Source organism: Shewanella sp. T24-MNA-CIBAN-0130, from assembly GCF_040310185.1.
Classification (GTDB): domain Bacteria; phylum Pseudomonadota; class Gammaproteobacteria; order Enterobacterales; family Shewanellaceae; genus Shewanella; species Shewanella psychromarinicola.
Window position 1 is genome coordinate 1 of the sequence record NZ_JBEOPP010000089.1, and the last position, 13,408, is coordinate 13,408.

Annotated in this window: 10 protein-coding genes, 2 pseudogenes and 1 CRISPR repeat array; of the genes and pseudogenes, 11 read left to right on the forward strand and 1 reads right to left on the reverse strand. The window is 38.8% G+C overall.

What is annotated here, in order from left to right; all coding sequences use genetic code 11:
• Window positions 1-137 (forward strand): annotated as a pseudogene (locus tag AAEZ02_RS20910) (IS4 family transposase); the annotation flags it as partial.
• Window positions 138-295: 158 nt separating this feature from the next.
• Here AAEZ02_RS20910 and AAEZ02_RS20915 read toward each other — a convergent pair.
• Window positions 296-2,536: a sensor domain-containing phosphodiesterase gene (locus tag AAEZ02_RS20915; protein ID WP_124013280.1), complete on the reverse strand. Its 2,241-nt coding sequence runs from the start codon at window positions 2,534-2,536 to the stop codon at window positions 296-298.
• A 734-nt stretch (window positions 2,537-3,270) separates the two neighbouring features.
• Here AAEZ02_RS20915 and AAEZ02_RS20920 point away from each other — a divergent pair.
• From AAEZ02_RS20920 to AAEZ02_RS20965, 10 genes and pseudogenes are all read left to right on the forward strand, one after another.
• Window positions 3,271-4,443 (forward strand): methyl-accepting chemotaxis protein, encoded by a 1,173-nt coding sequence (locus AAEZ02_RS20920; RefSeq protein ID WP_124013281.1) that lies wholly within the window; start codon window positions 3,271-3,273, stop codon window positions 4,441-4,443.
• A 57-nt stretch (window positions 4,444-4,500) separates the two neighbouring features.
• Complete coding sequence (locus AAEZ02_RS20925) at window positions 4,501-4,863, forward strand: response regulator (RefSeq protein ID WP_124013282.1); 363 nt, start codon at window positions 4,501-4,503, stop codon at window positions 4,861-4,863.
• Window positions 4,864-4,942: 79 nt separating this feature from the next.
• Entirely contained in the window at window positions 4,943-5,257 is a 315-nt protein-coding gene (locus AAEZ02_RS20930) for an STAS domain-containing protein (protein WP_124013283.1), read from the forward strand.
• Between the two features lie 49 nt (window positions 5,258-5,306).
• Complete coding sequence (locus tag AAEZ02_RS20935) at window positions 5,307-7,508, forward strand: chemotaxis protein CheA (protein WP_124013284.1); 2,202 nt, start codon at window positions 5,307-5,309, stop codon at window positions 7,506-7,508.
• Between the two features lie 32 nt (window positions 7,509-7,540).
• Window positions 7,541-9,169, forward strand: coding sequence for a methyl-accepting chemotaxis protein (locus AAEZ02_RS20940; RefSeq protein WP_351124843.1), 1,629 nt, complete (start codon window positions 7,541-7,543; stop codon window positions 9,167-9,169).
• A 9-nt stretch (window positions 9,170-9,178) separates the two neighbouring features.
• Complete coding sequence (locus AAEZ02_RS20945) at window positions 9,179-9,736, forward strand: chemotaxis protein CheW (protein ID WP_124013286.1); 558 nt, start codon at window positions 9,179-9,181, stop codon at window positions 9,734-9,736.
• 449 nt (window positions 9,737-10,185) lie between these two features.
• Window positions 10,186-10,986, forward strand: coding sequence for a CheR family methyltransferase (locus AAEZ02_RS20950; RefSeq protein WP_124013287.1), 801 nt, complete (start codon window positions 10,186-10,188; stop codon window positions 10,984-10,986).
• Window positions 10,987-11,000: 14 nt separating this feature from the next.
• Complete coding sequence (gene cheD / locus AAEZ02_RS20955) at window positions 11,001-11,495, forward strand: chemoreceptor glutamine deamidase CheD (RefSeq protein WP_164839454.1); 495 nt, start codon at window positions 11,001-11,003, stop codon at window positions 11,493-11,495.
• Window positions 11,492-12,568 (forward strand): protein-glutamate methylesterase/protein-glutamine glutaminase, encoded by a 1,077-nt coding sequence (locus tag AAEZ02_RS20960; protein WP_351124848.1) that lies wholly within the window; start codon window positions 11,492-11,494, stop codon window positions 12,566-12,568. The genes cheD and AAEZ02_RS20960 overlap by 4 nt, the downstream gene beginning before the upstream one ends.
• Window positions 12,569-12,731: 163 nt before the next feature.
• A CRISPR array of direct repeats spans window positions 12,732-13,118; the repeat unit is 28 nt; unit sequence GTTCACTGCCACACAGGCAGCTTAGAAA.
• Window positions 13,119-13,149: 31 nt separating this feature from the next.
• Window positions 13,150-13,332 (forward strand): annotated as a pseudogene (locus AAEZ02_RS20965) (IS3-like element ISPpr7 family transposase); the annotation flags it as partial.
• Window positions 13,333-13,408: the final 76 nt, after the last annotated feature.

A 13,408-nucleotide genomic window follows, 5' to 3' on the forward strand; every position in this document is an offset into this window, starting at 1 on the left:
ATCGCAACGTGCTCTCAAACCAATTTATAGGATTAAGGGCCTACAAAGATAAGTCTTTGAGGCTACTGAAGTCTCACGGACTAGCAGGAATTAAGACGCTACAATCGTTAATCAAGGATCCACAAGCATGCTATTAAATTCGTGGGGATCCCTCAGGTTTTGAGTCAATTGATGTCGAGTAGTGGATAAGTTTTTCATTGAAGTTTCTCTTCATTTTAATTTCCTGTAACTAAAAAAGTAGAGGCGACAACAATCCTGACACAAGGGGGAGTTGTCTAATAATGAGTACTGGACTCTATGTAACCTGTGTCTTTAGCCATTCGATTGCTGTAACTAAGGTCATCGGTTTTGCAAAAAGATATCCCTGACCAATGTGGCATCCATGATGTAATAAAGTTTCCATTTGACCTTTTGTTTCAATACCCTCGGCTATTACAGAAAAACCGAATCTATTGGCAAGGTTAATAATAATATCAACGACACGGTAACTAGATTCTTCAGTTTCAATATTGGTTATAAACGACCGATCAATTTTTATTGATGTAGCCGCCAAACGAGTAATATGCGCCAGAGATGAGTAACCAGTTCCAAAATCATCTATGCTGATTTTAATTCCAATGTCTCTTAGCTGTAATAATATAGGATTTATTTCATCATAATCTAACATGGCTTGAGATTCTGTTATTTCAATTTCAAGTAATGATGGGTCTACTAGACCGTTTTCGACAGTAGAAATAATGTTGCCTATATATAGGGGGTCTTTAAGGTCGTCACAGGTTGTGTTGAACGAAATAGGAAGATCATAACCTAAATCACTGAATAAATTGGCTATTTCTACTGACTTTGTGAAAACAAAACTGTCTAATTGGGTAATTAAACCCGACTTTTCAGCGATAGGAATGAAAACAGATGGAGGGATATTAGTATTTTCTGATTCCCACCTCAATAATGCTTCAAAACCTATAACCTTCATATTAGTCATATTAATTTTAGGTTGAATGACTACAAATAAGTCACCTTTCTTGATAGCATCTCGTAGATCAAACATCATCATTGATTCAGATTTAATATCTTCAAGGTATTCAGGGGTATAATGTATTATTGATTTAGATTTTTCCCTTGCGATATGAAGCGAACTAAGCCCGAGGTATAAAACTTTCTCTGGCGGAAAATCAATAAGGAAATTCATATTCATGCGGACTATTGTCAATTCTAAAATATGTGGTACACCATGAATAACTACAGGTTTACTGACTAGTGATTTAAGTGCGCTTTCTGAGGGTGAATCCACTTTAGTACAAATGACTGCAAAAGTATCTATTTCAATTCTAGAGATTAAGTATTTATCTGAAAATATTTCTTTAATAGCATTATATAACCCCTTAATTAATTCATCTGCATGCTCTTCTCCAAAAGTAAGTACTCTCGACGTAAAGTGATTAACATCAAATATTAGCAATTCACTTTTACCTTTATTTTTTTTACTCATAGATTTTATCTCCCTATGTAACCAATTTCGGTTATGGATTTTTAACATAGGATCTTGATAAGCCAGCTGACTTAAACGATTGATTAGCGATATATTAGTAAAACCACTACTTATATTTTCACCAAATACTTTGAGTAAATTAATATGATAACTTGATAATGGATTTTTACTTTGAACGAGGATAATAAAGTATTCAGCAAGATTATTATCACCTTCAAAATACAGTGCTGAATGATATTCATCAAACTGGTGAGTCTGCGTTTCTAGTGCTTTAGAACTGATTTTACCAAAGATTTCTTGGATTTCTTTGTCAAAAGGCAGACCTATAAAATTAGTAGAATCTTCAGTCGCTGCAGTCACAGTTGCCACGGCTAATGAAGCATCATCTGAACAGCTTTTCTTCAGCTTTGAAATACATACAATGCCTTGAGGTGTCGTATCAATAACTCGTCCAATTTCAGTTAACACAGTATGCGTGAATGATGATATATCATAAAGGCTGTTAAGGCCTCTTGCTGCATCTACAATCATCTGTAAGCCTAAACACGCTTGCTTAAGATCTCGAAGGGATTCCCAAGTTCTAATATGAGCGGTTAATACGGTAATTAAAAGTTCAAACTGAACTTCAGATTTATTCCAATATTCATCAATGTCGTATTGCTCCATAACGGATTTACGGGAAGTAGAATCTGGTTTTTCGGTTAATAAGATTATTCTAACGGATGCGTTCCCTTGCACGTTCCTAATTGTGTCAACTAGACGTATTCCTGAATCATCGTTCTCCATAATAGCATCAAGTAAAATAACAGCTATATCTTCATGCTTTACTAACATTTCAGCAGCTTTTTCAGTAGAATTCACAGTCAAAATTTGTACAGGTCTTGATTGTATAACTAGGCCTCTTAATCCATGCAAAAGCGCCTGTTGGTAACTAAGATCGCCTTCAACGCTCAATATCTTCCACGGTAAAAAGCCAACTTTATTTTCCTTACATTGTTTATCCGTTCCCGTTTCTGGTGCGAATAAAAATTCTTTTTTTGTTGTCATATATGTAATCCATTAACTTATGATAAATTTAATATAGATTACTTTTTATTATTTTTCTAGCTAGCAGATTAATAGGTACTTGAAATACTCTTGTTTAGACTCTAGAACGCTACAGTGAACGAAAACATTTTATCCCCGAATACTCTAAATAAAATAACAACTAATGTATACAACAAACCACAAGAAACAAACCAAGATAACCAAAAAATCTAGTTAACCTATTCGTCATGTGAAAATCTAGTTATTAAACCTTATTTTAATTTACCGTTGTTATATATCCAGAATACAAACTGGTAATATTAACCTTTGACCTTATACTCTCATACAACTCACCACGCCCTACAAAAGTAAAATATATTTAACTTAAACCTGTTGATCCTCTCTACGCATAATTTATCTGCGATAAATCTGAAGCCATAATTAGATCAAATGCCATAGATGCTATGTAGGCCATAAGTAATGATATGCTAAAAGAGCATTATCTACAGTTATTCAAGAAGCTGACATTACCTTATCCCACAAAGAAAATTTCGTATAAACAAACACTATGATTCATTAGGAATATTTTAGTGGCTATTTGCAAATAAAAAAATCTCTGATATATTTAAGTGGTAATGTTAACAATTTGATGCCAAGTTGTTAACAAAGCGTCATAAACAGTCTCGATGTAGTAATACTTTGGCAAACATACTATTTTTTACAAGAATATAACTGATACCGGGTCAAGGAGCGTTATGCGTACAGGAGTTCATATTTACCCGCCAGTGCTGGGGATCCTTGGTAGTATTCTTTTATTATCACTTTCTCAAATTACCTTGGGGATCGCTATCAGTGCACTACTCTTAGTTGGGTTAGGCCTGCTCTCTGGCCATTGGGTAGAACAATCATTCAGCTCAATTAATGCACAACTTATCGTGCAGCAATCTCACACTACAACTGAAATTAATTCTAAGAAAATCATGAGCAATATAGACAAGCTCTGTGTCGAAGTATTCCCTATTTGGAGCCGTCAGATTGAAACAACCAGAGCGCACACAGAAATTGCAACAACAGATCTTGCCAATAATTTTAGCTGTTTAGTTGATCGTTTAAGTCACGTTTTTCCCATTCATGACGATTTAAGCAACGATAAGCATGAAAAAAATTCTATTGAGAGTACTTTTACTGCCGCAGAACAATCTCTTCACAGCGTAATAGCCTCACTGCAAGCCACTCAACACGATAGAGCAGCCATTTTAAATGAAGTTCGTATGCTGACCACCTACACTGATCAATTAAAAAATATGGCATCTGAAGTCGATGCTATCGCAGGGCAAACTAACTTGCTAGCTCTCAATGCCGCCATCGAAGCGGCTAGAGCTGGTGAAACAGGGAGAGGCTTTGCCGTAGTAGCCGATGAAGTGCGAAAACTGTCATCATTATCGAGCGAAACTGGTAAAAATATGACTAAAAAAGTCAATGTCATAAATGCTGCAGTCAATAGTGCATTTTCCTTGGCGGAAAAAGCCTCCGAAGATGATGATGGCATAATGGCGAGGGCCGAGCATACAATAAAAGAAGTCTTATCTAGCTTTTCAGCCACTGTCGATGATTTAGCTAAATCTAAACAAGCCATGCAACAAGAAGGACAGCATATACAACAAGAAATAGCTGAAATGTTGGTCTCTTTGCAATTTCAAGATAGGACTAGCCAGATTTTAACTCAAGTTAATAAAAGTATTGAAGAGCTAAGCCTGACCATCAATCAAGCACATAATAACCTACAAATCGGACAAGAATTTACCGATAAAGATCTCAACCATTGGTTAACTAAAATGGAAAAAGGCTACGCAATGCTCGAACAGCGAAAAAATCATGGCTCAGATAAAAAGCAACTTCATGTAACTGAAAATATTACTTTCTTTTAATGCTGAAAGCACTGAGAACATTAGTATCAAAATAATAATAAGGATGTGGGAGATACAATGGCTAAAACAATATTGATAGTGGATGATTCAGCAAGTTTAAGGCTAGTAGTGAGTATTGCGCTTAAAGGAGCTGGTTATAAAACAGTGGAAGCCTGTGATGGCGTCGATGCCCTCAAAAAGCTAGCCAGCAACCAAATTAACTTAATTATTAGCGACGTTAACATGCCAAACATGGATGGCATTAGCATGATAAAAGAAGTTAAAAAACTTTCAGCTCATAAGTTTACTCCTATCATAATGTTAACAACTGAATCTCAGACCGGAAAAAAATCTGAAGGGCAAGCTGCTGGCGCCAGAGCTTGGGTAGTTAAACCTTTTCAACCTCAACAAATGATTGTGGCTGTAGCCAAGTTAATTTAATTCTTATAATTTAATAACCCAAGGTTTCATTACATAAATACTTTACGACCCCAGTGTTAATTAAAAGGACTTAACCACCATGCTAACATTTGCACAAACAGAAAAAGGATGCATTGCTCGTATTGAAGGGCCAATGACGATAAACAATGCAATGGAATTAAAAAACCAATTTATTAGCGCCTTAAGAGCTAGTCAGGACCTAGAGTTAGATTTAGCTGCCGTCACGGATATTGATACTGCAGGATTACAACTCCTGATAATGGCAAAGCAACAACAAATTTTCGTCCAGCATAATCTTACCTTAATACATCACAGTAAAACTGTATTTGAAGCCTTTGAAATACTGGGTTTAGTCAGTTGGTTTAATGATCCTATCGTCATAACTCGACAGTAGAACGACAACAAGAGACTAAGCACTGTAATTAAGGAATAGGGATATTGCGATGGATGAGCTCGAACAAGTATTAGGTCTGTATATTTCAGAAAGTAGAGAACTGCTAGACGAAATGGAATCCCTGTTACTTAATCTAGAACAAGAAGAAGATAAGAATGAAAGCCTCAGTGGTATTTTTCGTGCAGCCCATACAATTAAAGGATCGGCAGGTATTTTTTCGCTTGATGACGTTGTCAACTTCACTCACGGAGTCGAAAGTTTACTCGATAAAATGCGTGACGGTAAAATCAAACCTAATACGGAGCTCACATCTTTACTTTTAAATTGTAAAGACCATATTAGTTTACTCATAGATAACGTCGAGCATAAAACTAGTCAGACCAAATATGATGAGCTTAATGGTAAAGCTCTACTACAAACCTTAACTACCATGGGTGAACTAGGTAGCACCGACACTACACAGGAACAGCCTATTGTCAGTACCCAAATAACGGCTACAGCTGCAGTCGAAAGAGTCAATAGTCCAGAAGTTACAAGTGATAATTGGCATATTTCAGTTCGTTACCATCCAGACTCTTTCCGTTTTGGTATGGATCCGTTAGCCATTTTACGTTATCTAGCTACGCTAGGTAAGATAGAGTCTATTACCACTTTATTTCCAAATTTCCCCAGTGCCTTTGAGATGGATCCAGAAACCTGCTATCTAGGTTATGAGATCAACTTCAATAGTCAAGCTGACAAACTAGAGATTGAAGGGGCATTTGAGTTTATTCGCGACGATAGCCAAGTCCATATCCTGCCCCCTAGCAGTTGTATCAGTGACTATATTGCACTTATTAAAGCGTTACCTGAGCAAGATTTTCAATTAGGTGAAATTTTAGTGCAATCAGGTTCATTAACCCCTAATGAACTTGAATACGCTTTGGGACTTCAAAGAGATCTGAAGAGTCAGTCAATTAATATGCCTCTCGGGTCTATCGTCGTCAATAATGGCTTAACACCTCAACCCGTATTGGAATCGGCCATCGTCAAGCAAAATCAAATCAGAGAAGTCAAAACGATAGAAATTCAGTCTATTAGGGTAGATGCCGAAAAATTGGATCAGCTAATTAACCTGGTCGGTGAGCTAGTTATTGCCGGAGCAAGTTCTAGCCTTCATTCCCAGCATTCTGGAGATCGCATCTTGATTGAGTCTTTCTCAATACTAACTCGCCTAGTAGAAGAAGTACGAGACGCTGCATTGCAGCTACGTATGGTGCAAATCGGCGTCACCTTTAACCGTTTTCAGCGGGTGGTTCGTGATGTTGCTAAAGAGTTAGGTAAGGATATTGAGCTCGTGATCACTGGGGCCGAAACAGAATTAGATAAAACCGTTGTTGAAAAGATTAGCGACCCATTAATGCACTTGGTCCGGAACTCTATGGATCATGGAATTGAAGCGCCTGATGTTCGCATGGAAAAACAAAAGCCTCCTAAAGGTCGACTTTGCCTTAATGCTTATCACGATTCGGGCATGATAGTGATTGAAGTATCAGATGATGGTGCTGGTCTGAATCATGAAAAAATCCTCAAAAAAGCTCAAGATAGAGGCCTAATTAAGGATGGTGAAGCTATTGATATTAAAGAAATTAATAACCTTATTTTCGAACCAGGTTTCTCGACTGCTGATGCCGTGACTAACTTATCAGGCCGCGGTGTGGGTATGGATGTCGTCAAACGTAATATAACCGCCCTTCGCGGCACCGTTGAGGTGCAAAGTGCCTTTGGAAAGGGGGCGATTTTTAGCATCCGCCTGCCTTTAACCTTAGCTACTATTGAAGGCTTTCTCGTCGAGATTGAAAATTCGTCCTTTGTTATACCGTTAAATATGGTGCTTGAGTGTGTTGAATTAAACGAAACAAACTCAGATATTAACGCTAACTGCCAGCAAAGTTACATTAACCTCAGAGGAGAAGTCCTGCCTTTTATCCGCCTAAGGCGGATGTTTAACTTAGGGGGGAATACCCCAAATCGTGAAAATGTCATCGTTGTCTCTTACCTTGGCAGTAAGGTCGGTTTAGCTGTCGATAAACTTGTGGGTGAATTTCAAACGGTGATTAAACCTCTAGGTAATATATTTAGCCATATACAAGGCATAAGCGGTTCAACTGTCTTAGGTAGCGGTGAAGTCGCCCTTATCCTTGACGTCCCAAGTTTAGTACAAAAAATACTCACAATAGAATCAGCCAAAGCCGTTTACAGCCAAGTTTGATTTAGGATTTCTTCACTTTAAGGAATATATGGATGTTTAATAACATGAAACTAAGCATGCGCCTCGGTGTCACCTTTGCGCTTTTAATTGTCCTTATGCTAATCATCATAGGAATAAGCCTGAAAGAGTTATCGATGGTTAATGGCATTACCTATCGTATAGTTACTGACGACTGGCGAAAGACAGTACTAGCTAATGAAATCATAGACTTAGCCAATGGAAATGTTAAAAACCGCTTAGAATTGCTCATTAATGACAGTCCAGAAGAACAAAAGCGCCTTCACGATGTACTAGCCAGCAATAAAATAAGTATAGATCAAAAAACCGCAGAACTTGATTTAATGATTAAGCTACCTGAAGGCAAGGCCAAAATGGCTGCACTCAAAGAGATGCGAGTTAATTTTCAGAACGAATTTAACACAGTGAATGGTCTCATTGAGAAAGGACTAAAGCTAGAAGCTATTGCTGTGATGCTCGATAAAGCAATGCCTATCCTTAATGCGTACTTAGCAGCAGCAGGTGAACTGGTCAATTTTCAAGGCTCTGTTTTAGAAGCGTCAAGTGACGTATCTCAGCAAAGCTATGAAGACGCTGTTTTAGCAATGGGAATTTCTGGAATATTTGTCTTCATTGTCGCTATCGGTGGCGCTGTTTTAGTTACTAAGTCTATTATAGGTCAACTCGGTGGCGAACCCAGCTACGTTACAGATGTAGTTAGCCGAATTGCCAAAGGCGACTTGCAAACTAAAGTCAATGTAGAACTTAACGACACGAGCAGCATGCTCTTTGCTGTCAATGTTATGGTGACTAAATTGTCTGACATCATCGCCAGTATACGCACCTCAGCGGATAACCTTTCAAGTGCTTCAGAGGAAGTATCGTCCACTGCACAGAGTATGAGTCAAGGAGCAAGTGAGCAGGCAGCAAGTGTAGAAGAAACATCTGCATCGATAGAGCAGATGTCAGCCTCAATTAGCCAGAATACCGAGAATGCCAAGGTGACTGATAGTATGTCATCAAAAGCTGCAAAGGAGGCTGATGAAGGCGGAATTGCAGTACAGAAAACTGTGAGCGCAATGAAATCAATTGCTGATAAAATAAGCATTATCGATGATATAGCCTACCAGACTAACCTATTAGCACTAAATGCTGCCATCGAGGCCGCTCGGGCTGGCGAGCATGGTAAAGGCTTTGCTGTCGTAGCAGCAGAAGTCAGGAAACTGGCAGAACGTAGCCAAGTTGCCGCACAGGAAATCGGAGGTGTTGCCACTAATAGTGTAGGCCTAGCAGAAAAGGCAGGTAAGTTACTGGATGAAATCGTTCCGTCTATCAAGAAAACTGCTGAGCTCGTCCAAGAGATTAGTGCTGCCTCGGAAGAACAATCCTCTGGAGCGGATCAAATTAACATAGCAATGGAGCAGCTTAGCCAAATTACTCAGCAAAGCGCTTCTGCATCTGAAGAGCTGGCTGCCACTGCTGAAGAGATGAGTAGCCAAGCAGAATTACTACAAGAGGTAATCAGCTTCTTTAAAGTCGATGTAGCCAATACGCCGAATACAATAAATAAAAGAATCCCCCCACAAAATCAAACTGAAACAGCTAAACCCCAGACCAAAACAAGAACGATAGCTAATAGTGAACTAAACTTTGTTCGTTTTTAGGAGGACATTATGAAATTTCCCAGTACAAAAACCAGCAACATGGAGCTTCCGGTCGAAGATGACAGACAATATCTGACCTTTAACCTAAAGGACGCGATGTATGCTATTGGAATCTTAAATATTAAGGAAATTTTAGAATATAGCAATGTTACCCCCGTCCCTATGATGCCCCATTTTATTAAGGGCGTAATTAATCTCAGAGGAGCCGTCGTGCCAGTTATCGATCTATCGGCTCGTTTTGGCAATAACCAGAATTGTATAGTAAAACGCACTTGTATCATTATTATTGAAGTGCTTAACGAAGAGGGAATGCAAGACATTGGTGTGATGGTCGATGCTGTGTCGGAGGTTATCGAGATAAGCCATAGTGATATAGTCCCTGCACCTGCATTCGGCGCACAAATAAGAGCCGATTTCATTCAAGGAATGGGTAAGATCAATGGTGATTTCGCGATTATTTTGCAAGTTGATAAAGTATTATCAGTAGAGGAGATCTCTATGATGAGTAACTTGGTCCACGAACAATCTACTGACACTAAACACGCCTTAGATCAAAGGATCATGTAAGGATTTTACCGGGATTAGCTGCATTTTCTAACCATAGCTAGTGAGCTTAAGCCAACTAGCTTGGTAGAAAATGGATCGCTGAGCTATGTTTGTTAACCTTGGTTTTATATATATGCCTTTATCGTCTCTATTGAAGCGACACCAGCTGTCAGTAAACAAGCTAGGAGTTCAAAAGTGAAGTCAGCTACCAATAAGCTAAAGACTGAGTGACTTGTAAAGTGACATACAGGATAGGTTTTAGGCTTACTTAAATCTTTTAGTCATTTTGGTACTACACATGATAGAGATATCGATGAAACGAAGTATATTCTCTCGGTCTGGCATGACCGTCCAGTATAAAGAATCCGCAACTATAAATAGCAAGAGGATTACACGCATTACGACAGTGCTATGCTGAAACTGACATGTAGTCATAGCTTATTTTAGGCGTTTTGGTTTCGAGGATAAATATGGATATTTTGCACCTCAGCGACAAAGAGTTTTCCCTATTCAAACACATGATTTACGATATTGCAGGTATCAATTTATCAGATAATAAAAAGGCTCTCGTCAAAAGCCGTCTGGCGAAACGGGTAAAATATTTTGGCCTTAATAGTTACCGTCAGTATTTTGATATGATACAAAATCAAACTCATAATGAATACCAAATCGCTATTGATTTGCTGACGACTCATGAAACTTTTTTCTTTCGTGAGCAAAAACACTTCGATTTCATAAAAGACATGATCATACCCACTTGGAATATGTGCCAACATCGTGTGTGGAGTGCTGCCAGCTCATCGGGAGAAGAAGCATTTTCACTTGCAATGGTGTTAGCCGAAAACTTAAGAAATAGAAATTGGGAGATTATCGGTACGGACATAAGTACGAAAATTTTAGAGCAAGCTCGTGGTGGCCATTATGCTATTGAAAGAAGCGGAAATATTCCAAAACACTATTTAAAGAAGTACTGCCTAAAAGGAGTAGGCCAAGAAGATGGGACCTTTATTATCTGCCCTGAGCTTAGAGGAAATGTGCAGTTTATTCATGCAAATTTAAAGAATAACTTAAGTCACCTAGGTAGTTTTGATATTATATTCCTTCGTAATGTACTAATTTACTTTGACGTAAAAACAAAGGAACAAATAGTATCTCAATTACTTAAGCAATTAAAACCCAACGGTTATTTTATCGTTGGGCACTCAGAAAGCCTAAGCGGAGTGGTCGATAACCTTAAAACCATTGTTCCTTCAGTGTATCAAAAACAATGAATACTTGCTCGGCTATGCCAACTATTAAACAAGTCACCCTACAACCAGGGGAGTTTCATTTCAGCCAAGGCCTGGTTAAAATAAATACCCTACTTGGCTCATGCGTTGCCATCACCCTGTGGCATCCTCAAAAGCATTTAGGGGGTATGTGTCACTATATGCTGCCTTGCAGTAGCCCATCAAAAAACCTGGAACTGGGATTTTTTGCTGATGGTGCTATTTTAATGTTTTTAAATGAAATTAAGAAACACCACACCCACCCACGGGACTATCAAGTAAAACTATTTGGTGGCAGCAATATGATTCATCAGCCCAATAGTAAACATCACTATTTCAATATAGCAGAAAAAAATATTACCGCGGGAATATCATTATTAGCTACACATGGATTTAACTTACAAAACATGGATTTAGGAGGGTCAGTTCACAGAAAAGTATCTTTAGAGTTATGGAATGGGGATGTATGGGTTAAACACGGTGATATTGAAGTGAGTAGAGAAACGCTATGAAAACAATAAAAGTGATGATAGTCGATGATTCAGCCATCGTTAGGCAAGTTCTACAAGCTGTACTAAACAAAGATCCTTGTATTGAAGTAATCAGTGCGGTCTCAGATCCTCTGTTTGCGATGACCCGTATGGCTATTCAATGGCCCGACGTCATAGTGCTTGATATTGAAATGCCTAGAATGGATGGTGTTACCTTCCTCAAAAAAATCATGGCTAAGCGCCCCACTCCCGTTGTGATCTGCTCAACACTAACAGATAAAGGGGCTGAGACAACAATGCAGGCCCTTTCGGCTGGAGCGGTTAGTATTGTGACTAAACCTAAAATTGGTCTGAAAAACTTTATTCAAGATGCTGCTAATGACATTACCAGTGCCGTAAAAGCTGCTGCTAAGGCAAATATGAGTAATATGTGTATGCCCAGGGCTGCAGTAAAAGTAAGGGAAAAACATGGCGTAGAAAATGTCATCCCAAGCGGTGCATCTGCCATGTCTAAAACCACTGAACATGTAGTTGCAATAGGAACATCAACCGGGGGGACTCAAGCTTTAGAGTTTATTTTAAAAGCCTTACCCACTAATTCTCCAGGTATTGTTATTGTCCAACATATGCCAGAAAAGTTTACAGCCACCTTTGCTGAGCGGCTCAATAACATTTGTGATATTCGTGTCAGAGAAGCTCGTCATCATGATCGGGTCTTATCTGGCCAAGCTCTCATTGCTCCAGGTGGAAAACATATGATGCTTAAACGCAGCGGCGCACAATATTTAGTCGAAATCATTGATGGACCCTTAGTCAATCGTCACAAGCCTTCGGTGGATGTATTGTTTAGATCGACAGCAAAATGCGCAGGTAAAAATGCCGTTGGTTTTATTTTAACGGGTATGGGAGATGATGGCGCAAGGGGGCTAAAAGATATGTGTGATGCTGGTGCATCGACTGTAGCTCAAGACGAACAATCTTGTGTCGTGTTTGGTATGCCTAAAGAAGCCATCGCATTAGGGGCCGCCAACAAGATATTATCTCTGAATCAAATCCCACAAGAAATTATGCGCTATGCTTATTTAAAGATCTAGAGTTTCTAACTTCAAAATTGTCAGGTGAACCGTAGGAGCTTAAACACCAAAGTGTTTCTGGATATCAGCCTGAACTGGCGGATAACCGTTCACTTTGCTGTAATAATAAATAAACGCGAGGTATTGGCCTTGCTTCACGTTAAATGCAGGGTTAATTTTTTTCTCTGACTGCCACACAGGCAGCTTAGAAAATTCATCAATGCTTGTGCTGCAATAATGTTTTGTTCACTGCCACACAGGCAGCTTAGAAATGATAAACTTCCGAAAAGCGTTGTAGTTTAGGTTCACTGCCACACAGGCAGCTTAGAAAGTGATTGTGGACACTAACACGCAACACCTCTGGTTCACTGCCACACAGGCAGCTTAGAAATTTTCTTTTCAACGCAGCAACGATAATCTATTGTTCACTGCCACACAGGCAGCTTAGAAACTGCCATCGCCACTATTTTCTGCTGATTTTAGGTTCACTGCCACACAGGCAGGTTAGAAAACAATCATACTGATTTTTAGAACCTGCTCGAAGTTCACTGCCACACAGGCAGCTTAGAAAAAATGGTGAAGAGTTAAACCAATAATGCACCCATTTACCACCAAGTCAAATTGTACCGATACTTGCTGATAAAGGGATATATATAGGGTCTGAATCGAGTATTTACAGAATATTAAAGAATAAAAAGCAGCTTCAGCATCGTTTAAAAAGCAAGTCTGCAAGAACGGTAATTAAGCCAAAGGCATTAACTGCAACCGGCCCCAATCAGGTGTATATACTCAAGTGAATTCAAACTGCAGTTTTTAATTTCTGAAAGTTATCATTAATTGTATCACCGAGTGTATCGGCAA